This window comes from Rosenbergiella gaditana (genome assembly GCF_018494065.1).
In the GTDB taxonomy this organism is placed as follows: domain Bacteria; phylum Pseudomonadota; class Gammaproteobacteria; order Enterobacterales; family Enterobacteriaceae; genus Rosenbergiella; species Rosenbergiella gaditana.
In genome coordinates this window covers 99,267-122,242 of the sequence record NZ_JABBFR010000011.1, presented here as the reverse complement: position 1 = coordinate 122,242, position 22,976 = coordinate 99,267, and the positions used below count along the sequence as shown (strand labels likewise).

The window sequence follows — 22,976 nt, the reverse complement described above, 5'->3', positions numbered from 1 at the left end:
AGTACTTTTGCCGTTACAGACAACGCCTTTAGTCACGGAACAAGAGGGACAGCACACGGAGATGGAAGCCACAGAAGCACCTCAAAAACACCATCATACACTAAATCAATAAATTGGAGTCATTACCTAACTTACTTTAACATTTAAATGTAAAATAATATTACTGAAAATAGGTTATCATCAACTGGATTTATTACTCATATCGCTAATTAATAGCTAGGTTTGATTTATTCGAACTAGCAACTGTGTAAATACGTATATATATACAATAAAAATCTTTTCTATATAAGCACCTTAATTTTACGCCATATAACTAGTCAGCTAATTAACAATACTTCCTAATGCTTTGTGTTTTTTATCATTTTTGACTCGCCATCCGTAAATTGCTATTATTTTTTCATCGAGTTAGAGGTCCTTTTTAGATTCTATTGGAATAATTTCTCTCTTCGTTATAGAGGATTTATTTTAATTTGAATATTTCATTCATTTCATGAAATTATTTTTTGGTGAAATTAAAGGGTAATTTATCTCGGTGTAAATTATAAAATTGGTAATGTTATAAATAGACACTCTTTAAGTGGTGAGTTTATTTATATAGGGTTTTTATTTTAACCACTCTAATAAATAGTTTGCTAAGAAAGTTGTCTGTGAACGTATTACCAGAGTAATCATTACAGCATAAAAATAAAATTCGGTATAAAGAATTAACCGATATCTATTAACTAGCATATATATTGTATTAACGGGATAGAAATGAAATTAAATAAATTGGTATTATTATTAAGTACTGCAATGACTTTATCTATTGGTACAGCTTTCGCAGCGGATGATGGTGGGGATACTCCAGCTCCAGCTCCAGCTCCATCAACTAAAGTTGTAAATGGTGGTACTGTTCACTTTACGGGTTCATTAGTTGATGCGGCTTGCGTTGTTAGCACCAAATCTGCTGATCAAACTGTTGAGCTAGGACAATATACCCTAAATCACTTTAAAAAAGTTGGTGATAAATCTGCAACGGTACCTTTCCAAATCCAATTGGAAGACTGTGATACTTCTGTCGCAACTACCGCAGCAATCGCTTTTACTGGTCAGCAAGATACTACCAGTTCTGATTTACTGGCTATCAATTCAGCAGGTGATAATGCGAATACAGCTTCAGGTGTAGGTATTCAAATCCTTGATGAAACCTCTAAAGTTTTACCAATTGATGGTTCTAAATTCTCTGCTGCGCATACTATCATTGACGGAAGTAACACCCTACAATTCGCCGCTCAATATGTTTCCACTAGTGCGAAACCTACAGCCGGTCAAGCAGATGCAGATGCAATGTTTGTACTGCAATATCAGTAAGTACTGATTCGTTAGATTTTTTCCTCGGTTAGCTTAAGCTAGCCGAGGAAACTATCGATGAGGTCTTATTTATGTGGTTCAGTAATCTGTTTGTTAATTCATGTATATTAATTGTATTAATTAGTGCTTCATTTATTCCTATGGCCGAGGCTCGAAAACCCCCTATAGTGACCGTTTATGGTGGTGATGTACACATGAAAGGGCTCATTAATGAAGGTGCTTGTGTCGTCTCAACAGAAAGCCAAGAGATGCTTATTAATATGGGGCAATATAGAACGGATGCTTTTCACCGGGTTGGTGATATGTCTTCGGTAGCGGTGCCTTTTAATATTGTTCTTACTGATTGTGATCCCCAAATAGCGAACCATGTTGGTATTAGTTTTTTTGGTGTAACTGATAGCAAAGATCCTGATTCTTTTCTTGTGACGGGTAGAAACGATATTCCTATCGGTATGACAGGTGATGGGGGATATACAGGGTTAGATTTAATGTTATTCGACGAATCAAATCAACGTATTAAACCCAACACGGTGATCCCTAGCCAAACAAGCTTAGATGGCTTTGATATGATTTTACATTTCACGGCTCGATATCATGCCAGTGCCAGAGTTTTAAATCCGTCTGAACTCAATAGTGAGGTTTGGTTTAGCCTTGTCTATTGGTAATAATCACTTTCTATTGGGGTATTAACATTATGAATCTAAAAATGAATTTACTAAAAAGTCTCTTTTTTTCATTAACTATGTGCGTGAGCACATATACGATGGCGAGTGGAATTGGCTTAGGCGCAACGCGTGTCATTTATGATGAAGAATCAGCACAAAGTTCACTTGCGATTCACAACAGTGACGCGCACGAACGGTTCCTAATTCAAGCATGGGTGGAAGATGAAGGCGGTAATAAAACGGCAGATTTCGCTGTAACGCCACCACTGTTTACCTCTTCACCTAAGAGTGAAAATTCACTTCGAATTATCTATACTGGTAAACCATTGCCACAAGATAAAGAAACCGTTTATTGGCTTAGCGTGAAGGCTATTCCAGCAGTTGATAAAAATTCAGCTAAGTCCCGAAATACTTTACAGCTTGCTGTACTCTCTAGAATTAAATTGTTTATGAGACCTCACTCAATTGATATGAGGTCAGAAGATGCTCCTAACCATCTTATCTTTAAAAAAGAAAATAGTAAGTTAATAATAGAAAATCCGACCCCTTATTATATTTCTTTAGTGAACTTAACTGTTGGTGGTAAGAAAATAAATAATGAAATGATTGCGCCTAAAAATAATATTTCTGTAGTTTTACCTTCAGGTGTTACGGGTGAGGTTCGTTATCAGACTGTCAATGACTACGGTGCTATAACAGCTTCACAATTAGGAAAATATCAATAAATATCTATTGTAAGAATAAGTTGGTCAATATGTTTTATAATCAAATACTATTTAGAAATTTCTTTATGTTAATGAAGAATTGTAGCAGCGTATTGATTATTTCTGGTTTGCCAGCTTTTTCTTCCTATGCTGAGGACTGGTTTAATCCTGCATTTCTAAGTTCTGATGGAAATACTGTTGCGGATCTTTCACGCTTTGAAAAAGGTGCAGACCAAGCACCCGGTCTTTATCATGTGGATATTTGGTTTAATGATGAATTTATTACCTCAAAAGATGTACTGTTCAAGATAGATGAAAAAAACAATGATAAGAACAATATTCAGAATGATAATATAAAAGAAAAAAGTTCTGAAAATGAAAACCTCTCAAACAGTGAAATTGCTCATATTGTAGAAAATTTTAAAAAAGATGAGACCGGGTTAGTTCCCTGTTTGACCATCGATTTCCTAAATCGGGTAGGGGTAAAAACTTCTGATATCGCTGCTCAAAAAGATGGTATAGACGCAAACAGCTGTATCGATTTTAGAACTATCTATCCTGGGGCTAATTTTTATTATGATTTCCCTAAGCAGCGATTGAACTTATTCTTTCCACAGTCCGCGGTAAAAAATAATATCGCTGGGTACATTCCTCCAGAAGAATGGAATGAAGGTATTAATGCTGGTTTACTCAATTATTCGCTGACCGGTGAGCAAAGTAAGTTAAATAAGAATATCTATGCAAATTTGACTTCTGGAATAAATATTGGCGCTTGGCGACTTCGTCATAACGGTGTTTGGAGCTATGCATCTTATAAAGGTACTGAGGCTAAACATTATTGGCAGAATGTTTCCACTTATTTACAGCGTTCGGTTATTCCATTAAAAAGTGAACTCATCCTGGGTGATAATAATACTGCTGGAAATGTTTTTGATAGTGTTAACTTTAGAGGGGCACGTATCTATTCGTCCGAGGCTATGCTCCCAGATAGCCTACAAGGTTATGCTCCTACAGTTAAGGGTATAGCTTCAGGTCGATCAACAGTTGAAATTCGTCAAAATGGTTACTTGATCTATCAAAATATTGTGCAATCAGGTGCATTTGAGATTAATGATTTAAACTCCACCGCCTCGAGTGGAGACCTTGATATTTTGGTAAAAAATGATGCGGGTGAGACGCAGCACTATCTCGTACCTTATTCGTCAGTGCCATTACTGGAACGCGAAAAACATTTCAGTTATGAAGCTGTAGCCGGTAAGTACCGTACTGGTCTGAGTGAAAAAAATGCACCCTTTTTTGGACAAGCTACTTTTTCTAAAGGGTTATCGGGAGGTTACACTATCTATGGCGGCGCTCAGCTAGCTGACAACTACCGCGCTTATTCAGTAGGACTCGGCCAAAACCTCGGTGATTGGGGGGCATTTTCTTCAGATATTACAGCGTCTTCCAGTCAGCTGGCAGACGGTAGCCGTCATCAAGGACAATCTGTAAAATTTTTATATAATAAAACACTTAATGAATTTGGTACGAATGTACAGCTTTTAGGTTACCGCTATTCAACGCGTGGCTTCTATACCTTAGATGAAACAGCGTGGAGTAACATGGAAGGTTATCAGTACTCATGGCAAGATAAAGGTGATGGAAAGGGCTATAAATATGAACCCTTAAGCTACCATAACTTGCGTATGAGTAAAAAAGGGCGCTTTCAGTTAAATATTTCGCAGCAAATTAACGATTTTGGGTCAATATATGTTTCGGGGAGTCAACAATCGTACTGGAATAGCCCCGATAAAGATATTTGGTATCAAGCTGGTTTATCCAGTTCTTTTAAGTATGTTAATTATAATATTTCGTACTCATTAAGTCGTAATACAGGTATCGCAGGGACTGATCGCCAGATTTCATTATCAGCGTCAATTCCTTTAGGTAGATTGTTTAACAGCAATCGCGCTAATACAGTCGCTGATCATATGTATGCCACGTCCTCTGTGAGTCATCAGCAGGATGGCACTACTCGGATACAAACCGGGATTAGTGGCTCTTTGCTTGAAGCGAAAAATTTAAATTATTCATTGACTCAAAGTCATATGAATAATTATGGCGACAGTTACTCAGCCACGGCTACATTACACAGTAGCTACGCTGAGGGTACGTTCGGTTACAGTTCGAGTAAATCGGATAAGCGTGCTAATTGGAGTGTTGCCGGGGGAGTATTAGCCCATGCTGATGGGATTACCCTTAGCCAATCGCTAGGTACTACTAATGTATTGATAAAAGCGCCTGGTGCTAAAGGTGTTCGTGTCGGGAGTAGTGGGTCCGGTATGAAAACAGATTGGCGTGGATATACGGTGCAGCCTTCTGCAACAATGTATCGAAATAACCGGATTGCACTGGACGTTGATAGCCTCGATTTACATACCGATATTGAGAACAACGTTCAAAATGTCGTCCCGACTGAAGGGGCGGTTGTCAGAGCATCTTTTGTTGCTCACACAGGTTTACGTGCTCTTTTCACTCTACAACGCAATGGCCGTTTTTTACCCTTTGGTTCAGAAGTGACTGAGAAAAACTCAGGTGCGACAGGCATTGTTAATGAAGCAGGCCAGGTCTATTTATCTTCCATCCCAATGAATGGAAAGATTGACATTGTGTGGGGACCCTCTTCATCTGAACGGTGCAGTCAACATTATGTCGTGACGAAGGCCGATGCAGAAAAGCCTATAGTACAATTAAATCTCGACTGTAATACTTAAGGTAAATCAGTGAGTCGCGCTGGCAACTTTCAGAAAGCGTTTACTTTGTAGTTTTAGTATGGATTGAATAAGGAATTATCATTCAGTTAGCCAGGCAAGTAGAATATCGCTAGAGATATCTGAGAGGTGAAAATGATTGTTTTTTCTAACGGGGATTTCAATACTTATACAGACTATTGCTACGGGTGCCAGTTACTTATATAGGTAAACAATAATTTACCATGAGGATAAAATTTTGAAAAAAATCTATTGTATCATAGCACTTGTTTTATGGTGTGTGGCGGCACCATCTATGGCGGCTGCTTGCCCTACACATTATTCTAATGACCACTACGATATTTCTATTGATTTAACTGCAATGGTAGAAGATCCTAAAAGTAACACTCCTGGGTATATTTTAAATCTCAGCCGGACTAATAATACTGGTATTCACGCATCGTGCCTATTTCCCTATTCACATGATGGTCGCCCGTACAAAAGCTATGACACAAAATTTCCAGTTGTAGAGCAAATTGGAGAGATGAAATACATTAAATTAAATGATTATCTGGAATTAGGGAGTGAAATCGTAGATTCTAAAGGGATCACTTTTTATCCGCCTGTACTAGATATGAAAATGGGGGATGTAGCATGGAAGGACTCGCCTGATGAGTTTTTAGTCTGGGAGTCTCATTTTGTTTTTAGTATCAAAATAATTAAGCCTTTTGTTGGCCGTGCGGACTTACCCAACGATACAGTATTTCAAGTTTATTTGAATACAGAAAAGGGTGAACCGCACACCCACGTGCTGTATACGGTATCAATTGGTGGACAAATAGAAGTCCCACAAAGTTGTGAGTTGGATACTGGAAAGACTATTGATATCGATTTTGGTAATATAGGTAAAACGGCTTTTTCAAATGCAGGTGCCGGAAATAAACCGCTAGGTGTAAATGAACAAACTCGTCAAATCGCGATTCAATGCAAAAATATAGATGCGCAAGCACTATTAAGTATGCGGCTGGAATCTGGTGATGTATCTGGTAAGGCAATTGTTTCTGATAATAAAGATATAGGGTTTATTGTTGGTGATAAGAATAGGGTCCCCTTAACGCCAAATAATATTGATAGCAAGATTCCTTTTAAATTAAATGATACGGGTAAAGCAGAGGTTCCAATTACGGCATGGCCGGTCAGTATAACTGGCAAAACACCTAAGGAGGGAATATTTTCTGCTCAAGGATATTTACGTATCGATTTTGACTAGTGATTTTACTATTTTTTATGAGGAGATTTTTAATTTTAATGAAGGTAATAATTCTGAGAATACTATTACTGGTATTCGCATTCGTTCAGATCAATTACAGTGCCTACGCTAAAAAATTGCAAGAGATTAATATAAATTTGCACGGGACAGTGGTTGCCTTCTCATGTACTGTTGATCCCGCTGATCTCGAGAAAACAATTGATTTGGGTCACTGGCCGACTCGTCAATTGAATCATCCCGGGGCGAAGTCATCATCTATAGATTGGAGTATTCGTCTTACTGATTGTTCAGGTAATGGAGTAAAGGTAAATTTTTCGGGCAAAGGTGATAAGAATGATGCCAGTTTATTGGCGTTAAGTTCCGATAGCACTGCAACGGGTATTGCAATCGAATTGCTTGATGAATCCCATAATCGTTTAGCAATCAATACGATGTCTAAACGCACAGCGGTTGATAAGGACGGTAATGCGGTATTTGGTTTTTCTGCTCGATATATCACCAACACAGGCGTTGTTACAGCCGGTACAGCTAATGCTGATAGCATTTTTACGCTGACTTATGATTAATTGTTCTCTGCTCTATGGGGGGTTGTACTATGTCAGTACTGGCCTTTCTATCTAAGGTTAAGGTAATGCTTACTTCAGCTGTTGTAATTGAATCGACGTAAATATGATGTTTCGCCAAAATAGCAAATACTTCAGCTAGAAAACTACATTCATGTAGGATATTCAAACTATACAGTCAAAGTAAGGTTTGATAACGACGTAAAGATAGCACTCTCGTCTCTTCAATTTTTTGAGCATTAGGGACAATTCTAGGGTCCGTGGTAAAAAGACCTGTAATATCTGTCCAAATATCGATGCTGCGGCTCATTGCTTCATAATCAGTGATACTAGTCCCACCCAATTTTGTGACAACCTTTCGTGAGAGGTCATGTAAAGCTACGTTATTAGTTTTTACTGAGAGAGTATTACTGCTAGGCGGCGAAGCGAGAGTAGGCAGGATTACATGAATAAACCTATCAAGAAGCTCTCCGTTGGAACAGTTCGGCGATAACCCAGAGGATTCAGCCTTGTGGCCCAACAAATCAGACGCTGTACATAATTTGCCTGACGGCACTCACGCGGTGGTCCCTTCTGACCCCATGCCGAACTCAGAAGTGAAACGCCGTAGCGCCGATGGTAGTGTGGGGTCTCCCCATGCGAGAGTAGGGAACTGCCAGGCATCCAATAAGACAAAAAGGCCATCCTTACGGATGGCCTTTTTGCATTGGAATTTTAAAAAACCTTTAAATTGAAACATCATTCCAAGTGCAATTGATGGCCTTACCTGCATTCGCACATTTTCCATTGTGCAATACTGGCTGGTCAGCGGTCTTTTCTTTCTTTGCCGCACAACTGATCAATAAAAGTACACTTAATAAAAAAATTATCTTTTTCATTATCTCATTCCTTATCGATATCTCCGCTATTTTAGCATGCAATATCCCTTATCTCTCCGAATTACCATAAAAATGACTATACTGACTCGATACCGTTAACCTAACGCGAGTCAAAAATGTCGAAGAAAGTGCAACTACAGTCCCCTATCACTCCTCAGCGCTATCCTAATGCGGCTGGAACGTTAATCAACCCGAAGCGGTGGCCGAATGGGAAGGGCTTAGCGCTCTATGTTGCGATGAATCTCGAACATTTTTCATTCGATTCTCAAGAAGGGGCGAAGCTTTCGGCCAATGCAAATTACCCAGATGTGCTGAACTACAGCTGGCGGGATTATGGTAACAGAGTAGGCGGATGGCATTTAGCGGAGCTGTTTACGGCATTGAGCATTCCTCCCGCGGTCATCGCTAATACTTCAATCCTAGACTATTGCCCTGAGTTACTTGATCGTTGGTTAGCAATACCGGGAAGCGAGTTGATTGGTCATGGACATACTAATTCTCAGCGCCAAGGGGAGTTAGCATTGGCCGAGGAGGATACCCTGATCGCAACCTGTCAGGAACGGTTAAAAAATTATCAAAACAAAAAGGTAAAAGGCTGGTTATCACCCTGGATCTCGGAAAGCTTCCATACTCCTGAGTTACTCGCCAAACATCAGTTTAGCTATACCTTAAACTGGGCACATGATGAGATGCCAACGCCGTTTTCCACAGAGAATGGGCCATTGCTTTCCGTACCATACCCTCAAGAAATTAACGATATTCCCACCATAATCCCGAATGGCGCGTCAATTGATACTTTCTGTCAGATGATTGAGTATCAATTTGAAGAGTTATTGGCACGCAGTGAACATTCCCCACAAGTAATGGGTATTGCCTTACATCCTTATATTGTGGGCCAACCCTTTCGCTTCTACCGGTTAAAGCAGGTACTACATAAACTGATGCAGCGACGCGATGAGTTTTGGCTGACCACACCAGGAGACATTGCTGCGCTATTTGAATAAAGCTGTCGCCGGCTGCTATGCCGGCGATTCAATTATTCCTTGCTTAAGGTATCTCTTACTTTTCTCACTTCGTCACCTTTTACGGGTTCTGCACTGTTTCCCCAACTATTTCTTATCCAAGTGATGACATCAGCAATTTGTTGATCGGTGAGCGTCTTAGCAAATGCTGGCATTGCTGCGCCTGTTGGGTAGGCATCGGTATCGACGGCTCGACTGCCCGCCAAGACGACTCTAATCAAAGAGGCACTGTTTGACGCATTGATTAAGGGATTATTCGCGAGTTGCGGAAAGATTGCTTTAGCCCCTTCGCCTTGCGATAAATGGCAGGCTGAGCAGCGATCAAAATAGATCGCAGACCCTCTTCGCATGGCGGGTTGATCCTTGGAGAGTGGGGTGGGGATCGGTGTTTGGTGATCTAAGGTTTTTAGATAAACGGCAACCGCGTGAAGATCTTCTTCATGCCAGTATTGCGAAGATTTTTTGACCTCTTCTGCCATCGGGCCTGAAGCAAAATCATATTTATTAGCGCCAGTTCGTAAGTACTCTTTTATCTCGTCAATAGTCCAGCGACCTAGCCCTTGATGGTTATTATTGGTGATATTGGGTGCCCACCAGTTATCGACCACCGCACCTTGCAAAGCTTGACCGCTTTTGTCCCCGCCTAGCAGATTTTTAGCCGTATGGCAGGTCCCACAATGGCCCAATCCTTCTACGAGATATGCACCTCTATTCCACTGTGCGCTCTGTTGACTATTTTCAATAAAAGTTCCGCTTTTAAAATTTATCCAGTTCCAAAATAGAAGACTACTACGAATATTAAAAGGGAAAGGCAGCTGGTTACTCTCCACACGGTTATGGATGGGCTGCAGTGCGCGTAAATAACTCCATATCGCATAGAGATCTTGATCGCTGACTTTGGTATAAGCGGTGTAAGGCATTGCAGGGTAGAGCTTTTTACCTTCCCTACCATGTCCTTCACGCATGGCAGCCTGAAACTGATCGAAGTTCCATTTCCCAATACCCGTCGCGTTATCGGGTGTAATATTCGCCCCAATGATATCCCCGAATGGTGTATGAATAGGGACTCCGCCAGCATAAGGTAAAGAGTCTTGCGCGGTATGGCAGGCACTGCAATCACCCACTACCGTTAAATAACGACCTTTTTCAACCAGATCGTAATCCGCTTGCGCAGCCAGCGTGAGCGATGGCCAGCCGATACTTGAGAATATAAGAAGGGAGTGAAGAAACTTTTTCATGCTGTAATCATCTCCCGTGGATGTTTTAAATAGTGTGTAAGGATGGAATGGGAGGCCCGAAAGGCAAGCGCTCCCACGGTGCCGGTGGGGTTATAACCAGGGTTTTGGGGAAAAGCGGAAGCGCCAACGACAAATAAGTTGGGAACCCCCCATACCTGCAGATGAGTATTGACTGAGCTCGTCTGTGGTGATGAACCCATAACGAATCCTCCGACGACGTGGGAGGATTGGTAGGGTTTACTGTCCCAATGACCTTGCGTCGGCTTCGCAACGATTTCTCGTGGGTTCATCGATTTTGCGAGTTCTGCGACCTTATTGGTACAGTAACTGGCCATCTTCAGGTCATTATCGGGGAAGTCGAAAGTGACTCTCAGTAACGGCCGGCCGTGAGGGTCCTTATAATTAGGATCTAATGAGAGATAGTTGCTGCGGGTGGTATAGCTGCTGGCTTCGCAACCGATAGACATTGTACTTTGGTAGTTATTCACCATCGCTTGTTTCCAGCCTTTCCCCCATTTTGGTGAGTTGGGTGGAGTAGGATGATAACTGATTGGGGCGGCGCCAATTGGCGTAACCCTGATACTCCCACCGCCAAAAAAGCCCAAGCCACTGTGATCAAAATTATCATTATTAAACTCATCGATAGCCATACCTACCGCGCCGCCACCGATAAAGGGATTAAATTTTTTATCATCAAAGAATAATGTGACACCATTAGCGGTTTGATACGCATAATTTCGGCCCGTTGTCCCAGTATTACTTATTGGGTCGTAAGGCTTACCAATCCCCGAAAGCAGCATCAGTCGTACATTTTCGAAAGTAAATGCCGCGACAATGACTATCTGAGCAGGTTGCTCCCACTGCTGGCCTGAAGCATCTACATAGGTCACACCTGTTGCCTGCTTACCCGATGCATCAGTATTGACGGTAAGCACTTCGCAAAAGGTGCGTGCTTCGAAGTTAGGCTGTCTGATCAAGGCGGGCAAAATCGTCGAGAAACTGCTGGCTTTAGAGTAGTTGGCACAACCATAATTTGTACAGAATCCACAGAACGTACAGGCCCCCATGGTCAGGCCGTAGGGGTTAGTATAGGCTTCGGACACTAAGGATGAGGGGACAGGGAAAGCTTGATAGCCCAGCTCTCGTGCAGTTTGAGCAAAAAGTGTTGGACCATAAGGTTGAGCTAACGGTGGGGTTGGATACTCTCCAGAACGATCGCCTTCGAACGGGTTTCCGCCAGCCTGTTTTACCCCATTAAGGACACCGGCTTTTCCTGATGTGCCAGCAACCCTTTCAAATGACATATAGTGCGGTTCAATATCCTGCCAAGTCAGGCCCCAATCTTGTAAGGTCAGCTCCGAGGGGATAGCCCCATAGCGCTCTTGCAGATGGCTCTTTAAACGAAACTCTTCAGGTTGAAAGCGAAAGGTAATTCCTGCCCAATGCCCTCCTGCGCCCCCCGTCCCATTCCCAGGATGGAAAGAGCCCCAACTGCGCATGGGCAGCGCTACTTGAGAAGCGGTGTTACGCATAGTCACGGTATTTTGACGAGTACGTAGCATCAATTCTTGGCGTTGGTTATAACGTAATTCGTCGGCTGCTGTGGCAACATTAAAATCGCTTGCCGTATCGCGCCATGGCCCACGTTCGAGACCAACGACGGAAAGACCAGCATCGCACAATTCTTTAGCGATGATTGAACCGGCCCATCCTAAACCAATTACCACGACTTCAGTTTCAGGAAGCTTTTTTATCATGATGATTTCCCTTGCTGGTCCCACTCTGGCGCACCGGTGATACTAACGGGATAGAGATTAAGATCTTTATTGTGCTGGTGAATATAATCACGGTAATCGTAGCGTGCACCAGGGAACCCCAACATATTCCAAGAAACCATTTCACGATTTCCGCCGTAGAGGGGATCGGCAAAGAAACCTTCTGTCGTATTAAGTAAGAGTTGGTCGAAAAACTCTTTCCCGCTTATTTCCGAGAAATTGATTTCCCCTGTTTCAAGGTTCTTAAGTAGATCAAGTTGTTGTTGAGAGGTGATAGCGTGGAAAGATTTTTTATAGGAAGACTGACTGTGTGCCTCTAATGCAGCAAGGCCGATACGATAACGCTGGCGAGGGGTCAGGGGCGACTGGTCCCCTTGCTCGGGAGTCCCTTTTTCAAAAGGGCCTTCACGATAAAGACGTTCGAAATTACCATAAAAACCGTGCAACTGCCGATCAATAAAGACGACGCATCCGCACTCTGAGCCGGCTGGACTCAGCTCATCAGCAGGAATCAGTTGGTCAACGATGGCAGTGAGTGTCGCGACTTCTAATGTGTTAAGAAATAAATAACCGGCCTGGTCGAAAGTCTCCGGGGGACTGTCATCAAAAGGTTGCCAAGCGGGAACACCCTTAATGGTCACAGCATGCGCTTGATAACTAACCAAGGCAGTCCCTGACCATACTAACAACTGTCGTCGACTGACACCGGCGAGTGGTTTTTTTAGTTTCATTCTGCTTTCCCATAATAGACTTACCATTAGTATGGTATTGAATCGTCTATCATGTAAACAAAATGTTATTTATTTGTTTATTTACTTTTTAACTCTATCGAGAGGCGATTTTTTAGGCGCCGATGAGGAGTGAAAATAACGCCAATGTGGGTCTTGGGCAGCAGAAAGGAGTTCATAGTCACCCCGTGTATCTCCCCAGGCGCGTAAGTGATAGTTCTCCAAAGGGCCATACACTTGCTCTAGGCGTGCGACTTTTTGACCGCAACGGCAGTTATTACCGGAAATCTTACCGGTAAGTTTTCCATCAACCACTTCTAACTGCGTACTGATCAAATTAATCCCTAACTGATCGGCAAAAGGACGTAATACAATTTCAGGAGAGGCGGAGCAAAGCGTTACTGTTGCTCCGGCATTCAATTCCGCCGCAATGGCCAGTAATCCTTTGGGACGCATTAACTTGGTAAAATATTTACGACAGTAGGCATCCGCTTTCTCTTTTACCCACTGCTCATCGATATCTTTCATAAAAGTATTGATAAGAACTTCTTTAAGTTCATCTCGCGTCAGTTTACGACGTAAGCAACGTAAGGTTGGGAAGACTAAATGTAGCATTTTACGTGTGAAGCGACGTCGACCAAATGCGAAACGTAAAAAAGGAATGAAGCTATCGTGTCGCGTTAACGTTCCATCAAAATCGAAAACAGAGAGCGTCGGCGCGTTCCCTAATATCTTGCCAGCCATAGATACCATCCCACTAAAAGTCCGTTGATTAGGCGATCATAGCAGAACCCCCTCTAAGGTTGAATCACGCATCCCAATTATGAATGGTCGGTTTGTTTGAAACGATTCAGTAAGATCTTCATATTCGACATCAACATTATGATCCAGCTCACAATTTCACCCTTGTTATTGGAGTGTTTTATAAATGTTATTTAAGTTACTAGTACTTTAGCTTCCTATTTTCCGCCCGGATAGACCTTCTATGATTGATAGTAGTGCTTTACAACAACTCCACGAATGGATCGAGGGCGATAACCGCTATGTTCTCGGTATTATTGGCTTACCTGGAGCAGGTAAATCGACGTTAACGGATTGGTTAAAAGAACAATTTACAGAAAAATTAGTGGTTATCCCCATGGATGGTTTCCATCTTGCAAATAATCAACTTAAGGCATTAGGCCGCTTACAGCGTAAAGGGGCACCCGACACTTTTGACGTAAGGGGCTATCACGCCTTACTGCATCGAGTTAAACAGGGTTATCACCGAGAAACTGTTTATGCCCCATGTTTTCACCGCGAAATTGAAGAGTCGATTGCTGGGGAAATCGCTATACCAGCGGATGTACGCTTAATTATTACCGAGGGGAATTACTTATTATCTGAAGAGGCCGGCTGGGCAGATACTCCCTCTTTTTTAGACCAAACCTGGTTTATTCATGTGGACGAAACACAACGATTAACTCAGCTTAAGAGACGGCATAGGGAGTTTGGGCGCAGTGAACAAGAGGCTGAACAATGGATTGCTACAACAGACCAGCCTAATGCAGAGCTTATTCAGCTCACCGCTTATCGCGCGGATAAACAAATTTTTATCAAACAATAACGACAAATAAGTATTCTGGGGAACGCTATGGATAAGACAATAGAGAGGCAGATCGAAAAGCCTAATCCTGCCATCGTGGTATGGATTGCCGTTATTGCGGCGCTGGGTGGGCTATTATTTGGATATGATACCGGTGTGATTGGTGTGGCACTACTCGGGTTGGGTAAAGTCTTCGCCATGGACGATACGGTTAAACAGCTTGTCACTGGGGCCATTATTTTTGGTGCCATATTTGGGTGTCTAGGCACGGGCCCTTTCTCAGACCGCTTAGGCCGTCGGAAAATGGTCATCTTTGTGGCGATACTTTTTGCCATAGGCTCCATCGCCTCTGCCATGTCGCCGAATGTGACTATCTTAATAATTTCGCGTTTTATTCTCGGCCTTTCTGCTGGGAGTTCAACGCAAATTATTCCCGTTTATATTGCCGAAGTGGCTCCCCCGAAGCACCGTGGCAAGATGGTTGTATTGTTCCAGTTTATGGTGGTATTTGGAATAACGGTAGCCTACGCCAGTGGCTTTGTTCTGGGTGATCATTGGCGGTGGATGTTTGGTTTAGGGGTTATTCCAGCGTTAATTTTATTATCGGGTATGGTTTTTCTACCAGAAAGCCCTCGCTGGTTAGTGATGCGTAAACGAGACGATGAAGCACTGCGTATTTTAACGCGTGTTCGTGGCACTAAATCTTCAGCCCAGCAGGAACTTGCAGAGATACACACTGTTGCCAACCAACCGGAAGGGTCGTGGCGTGACCTTGCTCAACCGTGGATCCGTCCTGCAGTGGTCGTGGGTGCAGCGATTGCTATGTTCTCGCAAATCACCGGTAATAACGCATTAATCTATTATGCGCCGACCATCCTTACCCATGCCGGCTTTTCTAATCAGGCAGCAATTCTTGGTACGGGGCTAAGTACCCTGCTCGTCGTCGTCATGACGGTGATTGGGAGTATTTTGGTGGATAAAATAGGGCGTCGCCGTTATCTCCTCTGGACTATTCCCGGTTCGATTGTTGCATTAATCGTAATGGGTTATCTCTTTTTAGGTAATGGACCACAAAACCAAGTGAGCCAAATTCTGGTTGTTGTCTGCTTGGCTGCTTATCTAATGCTGAACTGTGGCGGATTCGGTGTGTGTATATGGCTGATTAATGCAGAAGTCTATCCTTTATTCGTACGGGGTAAAGGGGCGAGTTTAGGCGCGTTCAGTCACTGGATTTTCGATCTATTAGTCACGCTGACGACCTTAAGCTTAGTGACTTGGTTAGGTGCCTCTTACACCTTCTGGTTGTATGCGGCAATTTCGATCGGTGCGCTTGTTTTTATTATTTATCTCGTGCCTGAAACGAAAGGAAAAAGCTTGGAGCAGATTGAGCAAGATCTGAAAAATAAGAAATTTTATGCGTTTCAGAATAAATAACACTGAGCGCCACCAAGGGTGGCGCATAATCCCTATTTAAAGGTAACGTTAACCGTAGCAGTACTTGAAAATTTACCGATCGTAGGCCTATCAGTGAGCCATTGTAGATTGGCATTATAAGTTTTAGATATTTGTGTCGTATCTTTTGTAATTGCTGTGCTGGTAAAGTCACTTATCTGACCAAAAACCACTTTTGAACTCGTGTCGCTTTGTGGAGTAATAAAAATCCCCACGCCCGGTTGGTTGTTTGGAACCAATAGTGTTGGAGCGCTTCCACTGGCATCAGGGCTACTAAAACTGGCGACTAAACTTTCTCCCGAGCACCCACCGCCAGCAATATTCGCGGTGACCGTAAAGGGAATACTTTTCTCCACCTTACCTGCATGAGCATTGGTTGAGGCTAATATCCCGAAGTTGACGGCGTTCGCTGAGGTTCCAGAGATGGTAATGGTTGGAGTACATTGCAATATCCGGATGTTACTAAAATTAGTTAGGTTTGCCACATAGTTACTATTTTGCGTGGAGGTATTTATTCCATACAGACCATCTACTTGGAAAACACGTGCAGGGGATATGTTGGAGAAACTTACCGGAGGTGCAGTTCCGCTCGCTTTTATATAAATTGAAAATGAAAAAGAGAGTGTACTGGAGTTGGCATAGGTTTTAAATGCGTAGCATAGTCCCAAGAATGATCGGATACATACACGGTATGTACCAGGGCCCGTCCCTCTTCCTAAATTAATGGCCTGAACACGATACTGGTTATTGATCGAATCGTAATCACGGCCATTGATGGTCACGCCGATAGTTAATGAAGGATCGACAGTATTCAAATCACCCCATGGATTCCAATAGATATACGCATCTTCACCGGACGGGTTACTGTCGGCATCCCAGCAAGTAAATGTTGATGTAAAGGTTTCCGAACGCCATAAAACGCGGCCAGCAACGAAATCAGATTTAGCAAAAGCAACCGAACCGATCGGGAAATTTGCTAAGGTTGTACCGGTCGGATCGTTTGATGAGGCGCTACTACCTTGGCGGCATGACAGCGCGAAACTTTGCTGGCAGCAGATAATATTCGCGACTAATAAAAATAGAATAAAAATGATACGTCGAGATAAATTGAATACCTTCATTATAGTACTATCCTTTAGTCCGCTGACAGGTGGCGTTGAGTTCTAAATACCCTTGGCCTGCTTTCATGGGGGATAAGTCCTCAGGCACGATTAAATAGCACTGCTCTGCAGTGGTATCACCCCATTTCACTGTTAATTGTTCACCTGGGCTAGTGCCTGATACGAATACAGTACCGTCTGTCCCTACGGTTCCATTATTTACGCCTTTTTCAGAATAAACATTGGCACCAATTTGAGGGGCACCACCATTGGGCAGGTGGCTATGAATGAGCAAGCTCAATCCGTAGAACGTTTGAAAGTTAGCGCGAACAATAGCCCCTTGTGACGGCACAATTTGTAACGACGATTGGGGGATATCTAAACCCGCTTTAAGATTATCAGTACTCAAACTAATTGTATTGTAGCGGTACGCCGTCACATTGCTCACAATCGCATAACCTGAATTATTGACGACGACACCGGGCGAGTTAATGACCTGTGTACCACTGGCATTTTTTGCTTTCACGATGGCGAAGGTATTGCCTAGAGGTTGAGACAGAGCGATTCCCCCCGAATGTAAAACAACGCCTCCGCTGGCAGAGAGCGATGCCTGTTGATAATCATTGCTATAGCTGTAGGAGGAGGAAAAGTTACCGATATTACTGCGATAAGCGAGGTTCGCTGAAGAATTTTGACTCGTTCCATGGCCGTTTCCAGTACTTACACCATAGCTTAGGCGGCTATCATCGAGCAGGGTACCGGATACCCCGGTGTTATAACTACTCCCATTCTGCTTGCTATTAGCTAATTGCGTATTCGCTATAATCGAATTGGTATTGTCACTGAAATTAAACGGTATCGACAGTGTCACGTTGACAGAGTTGTCCGAATAATTGTATCGAGTTTTAGTACTCTGCCAGTACACGCCGTAACTGATTTTATCCCAATGGCCATTATAGCCGAGCTGCACTGTTCGGCTAGCAGCATTACTATTCCAATAGCGTTGTTGACTGGCGTTAACATAAAATGAGCCATAATCACCCAAAGATTGATTGATGGCCACTTCCATACGCTCTTTTTTATTAGCGTAACTCGTTGAGGTGACTGAGGTATTATTTTCCTGTGCCCAAGTGGGAGTCCCATTAGTCACTTGATTAGGGTCGGTATAATTACTCTCATAATAGCCTTTTTTCCAGTCACGACGTTCTTGAACCGCATCACTGAGATCGTAGTAGCCCGACGTTGAGTAGCGGTAACCGGCTACTCGGAATTCTGTTCCAAGGTTATTTAAGGATTTGGAATAGAGTAAACGGTAACTTTGTCCTTGTTTCTTATCGCCGGAGGCTAGGTTGGTTTGTGCATAAGTACCGTCAATTGAGACCGCACCGAGGGAACCCAGTGCTGTACCAATGCCTGCGACGCTAGCACGGTAATTTTCGGCAATAAGAACTCCACCATAGGGTGTAACGTTATAGCTCGTTCCTCTAGAGAAAGAGCTTTGAATAAAATCAGGTGAATATCCATGATTACCATCATTATAACGGCCAGCAGTGATTTGATAGTGCCAGACCCCTTCGCGTAGCATATTTGCAACCGAAGCATAAGGGACTTCAAAATGTTTTTCTGAACCGTCTGACTCACTCACCGTGACATAGAGTGTTCCGCTTCTATTTGGATAGACATCGTGAATAGCAAATGGGCCTGGAGGAACAGTCGTCGAATAGACTAAATATCCATTTTGTCGAATAGTTACCCTTGCATTGGAATTTGCGACGCCACGGACTACTGGTGCATAGTTGCGCATACTATCAGGGAGCATATCTTCCACACTGCTCATCTGCGCACCGCGGAATTGAAAACTATCAAATACTTCGCTACTGGTTGCTGCTTGGCCGACCAATACACGACTTCGCCATGGGATAATATCTGTCTCAGCCCAACTTGCAATATTCGTCCAGTGTGTGCCCATCAATGAACTGTGGGTGAGGTTAGAATTTTGACGGAATCGAAAGGCTCCTAAATTAACTCCATTATTAAGAGACAAATAGCTATAATTATCAGTGGAGGCGTTGTTACCTTTATATTTATTATTACTGTAGTTGAAATTATAATTTACGAAGCCGGCATTAATCCCATTATCCAAAAGACGTTGGGGAACCGTTCCTGCCGGAAGATTAATAAGGTGTATCTGAGGGATAATTAATGTTATTTTTTGCGTATTAATATCAGTGTCGATTTTACTGTCTGTAAACATACTCATCACATTAATACATTTCTGTCGTGTGAAGGCTTCAGGAACATTTACGCCATACTGGATTAATTGGTCGCCACTGAAACAGGGATACACTGCAGACCCTGTTTTATTCTTGACAAACGTAACGTTTAAGTTATCGATTTTCTTATTGTTGAGGTATAGGTCAAATGGGTAGCTACCCGGTTGAATGCTGTTACCTCCCGTGACAGAAACAACGGAAGAGATATTTCCATTACCATGCACAAAGTCCATATTAAACTCTTCGGCATGGGGTGAAGTAGAAACTAGACCAGACAATATGGAAGTGAATATTAATAAATAAGATAAATTGTTCACTGCCATGAAATGTTAACCTTATTAATCAATTAATTAATTGAGTGATTTTTGATCTCCGTAATACCACCGAAATCATTAATGTAGCTATATGATACGCCGTTAGTAATTGAGTATCCAGTCGGTAAAGTAACCGTTTTAGAACTAAATGGCGGAATCATATCGAGATCTAAATTTTTGCTATTACTGGAACTAATATTCAAAGTATTCAGTGAAATATACATCGGTCCATTATTCTTAATCGTTATTGTATTTCCAGACTTAGACCAAATTAGTTTTTTTGCTTCTTCGTCTAAATTTGTATTTAGACCGTCTGGTCGGAAAAATAGCTTAATACGATTATGGATCGCTATTTGTAATGTATTACCTTCCTTCGTGGCAGGTGGGATCTCTTGAATATTTATCCAAAATAATGATTCTTGGTTACTTGGAAGCGAGGTTCCAGAGTAAATAAATCGCAGGCTTGCATCTTTACCTGCATCTAATTTCAATATTGGCGGCACGACCTGTAAAGGGATATTCGCTGTACCCTTATTGGCATTCTCTAACCAAGTCTGGACTAGATAATTACCGGTACTTTCATTATGAATAGGTAGCGCCGCAGAAGTATTACTCGATTTATAAATTACTCGTGTGGCCATCAGTTGAACTGCTGCAGATGCTTGGTACGACAAGAATAATAGGGCAAGTAGCAGATTTAATTTTTTCATCATTTATCCTGATAGCCACTTATAGGCTGTATTATTTATACTCAAGGTTGAATGCAATAGATGCATTTGCAGTACTAGGCACGACGCCAGTTTGATAAGCTTTATAGCGGGCCGCTAAAGGAATACTTATGTTACCAGACGTTGGTGTTTGGAATGCAACGGCATCAGTCTGGCCAGAAATATTATACGCGACGTTACTGGTAAGGTCGGTGATTTGAATACCGATTGTTTTAGCTGCATCTTGTCCTGGAGAGAGTGCCAATAATGTGCTATTTCCACTGACTGGAGTACCATCAAACCGGATTTTAACACCGCTATTTGGGCATTTAGTTAAATTGATATTGAAGTTTTGTGGTGGGGTTTGTGAACCCGTTGATGCTAAAGAGGCTATTGAGTAAGTCCCCATTGGTACGTTAATTGCGGTACTACCGCTATCACCATTCACTGTACAAGCTGTACCAACAATGGTACCCGTGAAGTTTACAGTACCATCAGCAGCGAATACTTGAGAGGCAGAAACGAAAGAAAGAGCAATCAAAGGGAGGTATTTTTTTTTCATAGCGATGACCTTATTTTTTAGTATGAAGTTAGTTTGGGCCTGACGGTTACCTTAAGAAGTAAACTGATGAACCCATTAGCTTTGCTTACATCCTGCTAAGAATATTACCGTTAGGATTAATCTTACTTGATTTGTTTTGGCTATTAATTATGGCTTAATCATTGGTAAAAAAATTCTTCCTATGGATTGATACGGGATGGTCAACGGAGGGTTATGCGGATCAAGAGAAAATAGATTGGGAAAGTCGGTTCGTGAGATAAGAATGAGCAGGGATTAGATCATAAAAAAACACCCCAAAGTGAATATTCAGCGTTTGGGGTGCAGCGAAGAAGGGTATCTCTTTCGATAACTGTCGATCTATTTAGGTTGAGATTGTTTCATCTTCTTCTGCTTCAACTTTTTCAACAGGCTCATGGCCTCCGCTTTGTTCGCTACCGCAGGGCCTGAACCGGCTAGTGGTTTACGTGCGGTTTCACGCAAGGTATAGACAGTCACTAGGCCAATAACCCCTGCTCCCATTAAGTAATAGGCAGGCATTAAAAGGTTGTGTGAGGTATCGACTAACCATGCGGTAATTAATGGCGTTGTACCACCGAACAGTGAGACAGAAATATTAAAGCCAATAGCCAGCGCACTATAACGAATATCGGTCGCAAATAATGCGGGCAGCGTTGCGGGCATCGTTCCGCTAAAGCAAGTATGGATCAGCCCTAAGATAATGAGCCCTAAGAAGACTAACCACATATTCCCAGAACTGATCAGTAGTAAGCAGGGAACTGAAAAGAGGATTAAGCCAATAGCGCCTCCCGCAATGACAGGTCGACGGCCCAATTTATCTGTCCAGTGCCCTGACATTAGCGTTAATGGCATCATGACAAACATCACAACCATAATCAGTAGCAGACTGCTCAGTTCACTTAACCCTAAAATCCCCGTTAGGTAGCTAGGCATATAGGACGTTAGCATATAGTTAGAAACGTTAAACAGTAATACCAAGCCAATACACTTAAGCATCTGTCCACGGTATTTATTCAGTAGCTGAAATAACCCTAAGCGTGGTTTACTGTGTTCTAAGGCTTCCTGCTTCTCCATATGTTGCTGGAAAGCGGGGGTTTCTTCGAGTTTCAAACGTACATACAAGCCAAAAATACCCAAGGGTGCAGCGATGAAAAAGGGTATACGCCATCCCCAATCAAGCATTTGTTGTGGGGTGAAGACAGATGTCATCGCGGTCACAAGCGTTGCCCCGATAAGATAACCGCCTAAGGTCCCAAATTCTAAGAAACTCCCCATAAAGCCACGGCGATTATCTGTAGAATACTCAGCGATAAAGGTTGCAGCACCGCCGTACTCTCCTCCTGTGGAGAAGCCTTGTAGTAGACGGGCAGCGAGCAGTAATAGTGGAGCAGCAATACCTATCGATTGATAAGAGGGAATTAAGCCGATACAGAAAGTACCAATGGCCATCATAATCATGGTAATGGCGAGTACTTTTTGACGACCAATCTTATCGCCCAAAGGCCCAAACACTAATCCTCCGATTGGCCGAATTAAGAATGCGGCAGCAAAGGCACCAAAGGTCGCGATAAGTTGTGCGGGTCCGTTTGCCGCAGGAAAGAAGACTTTACCAATAGTGACAGCCAGATAACTGTATACCCCAAAGTCAAACCATTCCATGGCGTTACCCAGTGCCGCAGCACCCACGGCACGTTTCAGCATATCGTTGTCGACGATAGTAATATCATCTAACGTCAGTTCTTTTTCTTTTTTTCGATTCCAAAAATGTTTTTTGGGTTTTTGTGGTGTTGGTTGTTCTACAGACATTGTGATCCTCACGATGGAATGATAGAGCAATGTATAGCTTTCTTAGCCAGACATCCCGTCTCAGTGGGAAAAGAAAGATATAAATAGCTTCCCCATATTCTTAAGTTTAGGTCAATTTAAGCTTAATACTGTAAACATGCTTTTGATTAGATTTCAAGAAAAGTGGGTTTTATGTCTATTTTATGGTCGTAGATAGGTGGGAGAAAAAATCTAATAGATTGATATTTAACAGTATTA

19 protein-coding genes and 1 rRNA gene are annotated in these 22,976 nt (G+C 42.4%); 10 read left to right on the top strand and 10 right to left on the bottom strand.

Features of this window, described 5'->3' with window-relative positions:
* Positions 1 to 753: 753 nt before the first annotated feature.
* The 7 genes from fimA (at position 754) to rrf (ending at position 7,942) form a co-directional block, all read left to right on the top strand.
* The gene (gene fimA, locus HH682_RS09715; RefSeq protein ID WP_250318649.1) at positions 754 to 1,350 is read left to right on the top strand and encodes a type 1 fimbrial major subunit FimA; all 597 of its coding nucleotides are present in this window, start codon (positions 754 to 756) and stop codon (positions 1,348 to 1,350) included.
* Between the two features lie 71 nt (positions 1,351 to 1,421).
* Positions 1,422 to 2,015, top strand: coding sequence for a fimbrial protein (locus HH682_RS09710; RefSeq protein WP_214237361.1), 594 nt, complete (start codon positions 1,422 to 1,424; stop codon positions 2,013 to 2,015).
* 29 nt (positions 2,016 to 2,044) lie between these two features.
* Entirely contained in the window at positions 2,045 to 2,740 is a 696-nt protein-coding gene (locus HH682_RS09705) for a fimbria/pilus periplasmic chaperone (protein ID WP_420826200.1), read from the top strand.
* A 65-nt stretch (positions 2,741 to 2,805) separates the two neighbouring features.
* Positions 2,806 to 5,472 carry a fimbria/pilus outer membrane usher protein gene (locus tag HH682_RS09700; RefSeq protein ID WP_214237360.1) on the top strand — a complete coding sequence of 889 codons (2,667 nt, stop codon included), beginning with the start codon at positions 2,806 to 2,808 and terminating at the stop codon, positions 5,470 to 5,472.
* Between the two features lie 235 nt (positions 5,473 to 5,707).
* A complete protein-coding gene (locus HH682_RS09695; RefSeq protein ID WP_214237359.1) occupies positions 5,708 to 6,718 on the top strand; it encodes a fimbrial protein in 1,011 nt (336 codons plus the stop codon).
* Positions 6,719 to 6,756: 38 nt separating this feature from the next.
* Entirely contained in the window at positions 6,757 to 7,284 is a 528-nt protein-coding gene (locus HH682_RS09690; protein WP_214237358.1) for a fimbrial protein, read from the top strand.
* A 542-nt stretch (positions 7,285 to 7,826) separates the two neighbouring features.
* Positions 7,827 to 7,942 (top strand): 5S ribosomal RNA (gene rrf, locus HH682_RS09680).
* Between the two features lie 64 nt (positions 7,943 to 8,006).
* Here the strand turns inward: rrf and HH682_RS09675 are convergent.
* Positions 8,007 to 8,159: a hypothetical protein gene (locus HH682_RS09675; protein WP_214237357.1), complete on the bottom strand. Its 153-nt coding sequence runs from the start codon at positions 8,157 to 8,159 to the stop codon at positions 8,007 to 8,009.
* Positions 8,160 to 8,275: 116 nt separating this feature from the next.
* Here HH682_RS09675 and HH682_RS09670 point away from each other — a divergent pair, with 116 nt between their 5' ends.
* Positions 8,276 to 9,163, top strand: a complete 888-nt coding sequence (locus HH682_RS09670; RefSeq protein ID WP_250318648.1) for a polysaccharide deacetylase family protein — start codon at positions 8,276 to 8,278, stop codon at positions 9,161 to 9,163.
* A gap of 32 nt (positions 9,164 to 9,195) precedes the next feature.
* Here the strand turns inward: HH682_RS09670 and HH682_RS09665 are convergent, their stop codons facing one another.
* The 4 genes from HH682_RS09665 to HH682_RS09650 form a co-directional block, all read right to left on the bottom strand.
* Entirely contained in the window at positions 9,196 to 10,419 is a 1,224-nt protein-coding gene (locus HH682_RS09665; RefSeq protein ID WP_214237356.1) for a c-type cytochrome, read from the bottom strand.
* Entirely contained in the window at positions 10,416 to 12,176 is a 1,761-nt protein-coding gene (locus HH682_RS09660; protein ID WP_214237355.1) for a GMC family oxidoreductase, read from the bottom strand. Before HH682_RS09660 ends, HH682_RS09665 begins: the two co-directional genes overlap by 4 nt.
* On the bottom strand, positions 12,173 to 12,925 hold the full coding sequence (locus tag HH682_RS09655; protein WP_214237354.1) for a gluconate 2-dehydrogenase subunit 3 family protein: 753 nt from the start codon (positions 12,923 to 12,925) through the stop codon (positions 12,173 to 12,175). The genes HH682_RS09660 and HH682_RS09655 overlap by 4 nt, the downstream gene beginning before the upstream one ends.
* A gap of 81 nt (positions 12,926 to 13,006) precedes the next feature.
* Positions 13,007 to 13,666 carry an HAD family hydrolase gene (locus tag HH682_RS09650; RefSeq protein WP_420826199.1) on the bottom strand — a complete coding sequence of 220 codons (660 nt, stop codon included), beginning with the start codon at positions 13,664 to 13,666 and terminating at the stop codon, positions 13,007 to 13,009.
* Between the two features lie 241 nt (positions 13,667 to 13,907).
* Between HH682_RS09650 and HH682_RS09645 the strand changes: the two genes are divergently transcribed.
* Positions 13,908 to 14,528: a nucleoside/nucleotide kinase family protein gene (locus HH682_RS09645; protein ID WP_214237352.1), complete on the top strand. Its 621-nt coding sequence runs from the start codon at positions 13,908 to 13,910 to the stop codon at positions 14,526 to 14,528.
* Between the two features lie 27 nt (positions 14,529 to 14,555).
* The gene (locus tag HH682_RS09640; RefSeq protein ID WP_250318647.1) at positions 14,556 to 15,941 is read left to right on the top strand and encodes a sugar porter family MFS transporter; all 1,386 of its coding nucleotides are present in this window, start codon (positions 14,556 to 14,558) and stop codon (positions 15,939 to 15,941) included.
* A gap of 32 nt (positions 15,942 to 15,973) precedes the next feature.
* Here the strand turns inward: HH682_RS09640 and HH682_RS09635 are convergent, their stop codons facing one another.
* The 5 genes from HH682_RS09635 to proP all read right to left on the bottom strand — a co-directional run bounded on the left by HH682_RS09635 (position 15,974) and on the right by proP (position 22,739).
* Entirely contained in the window at positions 15,974 to 17,080 is a 1,107-nt protein-coding gene (locus HH682_RS09635; protein ID WP_214237351.1) for a fimbrial protein, read from the bottom strand.
* 7 nt (positions 17,081 to 17,087) lie between these two features.
* Entirely contained in the window at positions 17,088 to 19,565 is a 2,478-nt protein-coding gene (locus HH682_RS09630; RefSeq protein ID WP_250318646.1) for a fimbria/pilus outer membrane usher protein, read from the bottom strand.
* Positions 19,566 to 19,678: 113 nt separating this feature from the next.
* The gene (locus HH682_RS09625; protein WP_250318645.1) at positions 19,679 to 20,359 is read right to left on the bottom strand and encodes a fimbrial biogenesis chaperone; all 681 of its coding nucleotides are present in this window, start codon (positions 20,357 to 20,359) and stop codon (positions 19,679 to 19,681) included.
* 28 nt (positions 20,360 to 20,387) lie between these two features.
* Complete coding sequence (locus HH682_RS09620; protein ID WP_214237349.1) at positions 20,388 to 20,915, bottom strand: fimbrial protein; 528 nt, start codon at positions 20,913 to 20,915, stop codon at positions 20,388 to 20,390.
* A 357-nt stretch (positions 20,916 to 21,272) separates the two neighbouring features.
* The gene (proP, locus tag HH682_RS09615; RefSeq protein WP_214237348.1) at positions 21,273 to 22,739 is read right to left on the bottom strand and encodes a glycine betaine/L-proline transporter ProP; all 1,467 of its coding nucleotides are present in this window, start codon (positions 22,737 to 22,739) and stop codon (positions 21,273 to 21,275) included.
* Positions 22,740 to 22,976 lie beyond the last annotated feature (237 nt).

What these genes read in the sequence shown, in the direction of transcription:
- HH682_RS09670 (WP_250318648.1), top strand. Translation starts at nt 8,276, where the DNA reads ATGTCGAAGAAAGTGCAACTACAGTCCCCTATCACTCCTCAGCGCTAT.
- proP (WP_214237348.1), bottom strand. Translation starts at nt 22,739, where the DNA reads ATGTCTGTAGAACAACCAACACCACAAAAACCCAAAAAACATTTTTGG.
- HH682_RS09665 (WP_214237356.1), bottom strand. Translation starts at nt 10,419, where the DNA reads ATGAAAAAGTTTCTTCACTCCCTTCTTATATTCTCAAGTATCGGCTGG.
- HH682_RS09645 (WP_214237352.1), top strand. Translation starts at nt 13,908, where the DNA reads ATGATTGATAGTAGTGCTTTACAACAACTCCACGAATGGATCGAGGGC.
- HH682_RS09620 (WP_214237349.1), bottom strand. Translation starts at nt 20,915, where the DNA reads ATGAAAAAAAAATACCTCCCTTTGATTGCTCTTTCTTTCGTTTCTGCC.
- HH682_RS09690 (WP_214237358.1), top strand. Translation starts at nt 6,757, where the DNA reads ATGAAGGTAATAATTCTGAGAATACTATTACTGGTATTCGCATTCGTT.
- HH682_RS09710 (WP_214237361.1), top strand. Translation starts at nt 1,422, where the DNA reads ATGTGGTTCAGTAATCTGTTTGTTAATTCATGTATATTAATTGTATTA.
- HH682_RS09705 (WP_420826200.1), top strand. Translation starts at nt 2,045, where the DNA reads ATGAATCTAAAAATGAATTTACTAAAAAGTCTCTTTTTTTCATTAACT.
- HH682_RS09625 (WP_250318645.1), bottom strand. Translation starts at nt 20,359, where the DNA reads ATGATGAAAAAATTAAATCTGCTACTTGCCCTATTATTCTTGTCGTAC.
- fimA (WP_250318649.1), top strand. Translation starts at nt 754, where the DNA reads ATGAAATTAAATAAATTGGTATTATTATTAAGTACTGCAATGACTTTA.
- HH682_RS09655 (WP_214237354.1), bottom strand. Translation starts at nt 12,925, where the DNA reads ATGAAACTAAAAAAACCACTCGCCGGTGTCAGTCGACGACAGTTGTTA.
- HH682_RS09640 (WP_250318647.1), top strand. Translation starts at nt 14,556, where the DNA reads ATGGATAAGACAATAGAGAGGCAGATCGAAAAGCCTAATCCTGCCATC.
- HH682_RS09635 (WP_214237351.1), bottom strand. Translation starts at nt 17,080, where the DNA reads ATGAAGGTATTCAATTTATCTCGACGTATCATTTTTATTCTATTTTTA.
- HH682_RS09675 (WP_214237357.1), bottom strand. Translation starts at nt 8,159, where the DNA reads ATGAAAAAGATAATTTTTTTATTAAGTGTACTTTTATTGATCAGTTGT.
- HH682_RS09650 (WP_420826199.1), bottom strand. Translation starts at nt 13,666, where the DNA reads ATGGCTGGCAAGATATTAGGGAACGCGCCGACGCTCTCTGTTTTCGAT.
- HH682_RS09700 (WP_214237360.1), top strand. Translation starts at nt 2,806, where the DNA reads ATGTTAATGAAGAATTGTAGCAGCGTATTGATTATTTCTGGTTTGCCA.
- HH682_RS09660 (WP_214237355.1), bottom strand. Translation starts at nt 12,176, where the DNA reads ATGATAAAAAAGCTTCCTGAAACTGAAGTCGTGGTAATTGGTTTAGGA.
- HH682_RS09630 (WP_250318646.1), bottom strand. Translation starts at nt 19,565, where the DNA reads ATGGACTTTGTGCATGGTAATGGAAATATCTCTTCCGTTGTTTCTGTC.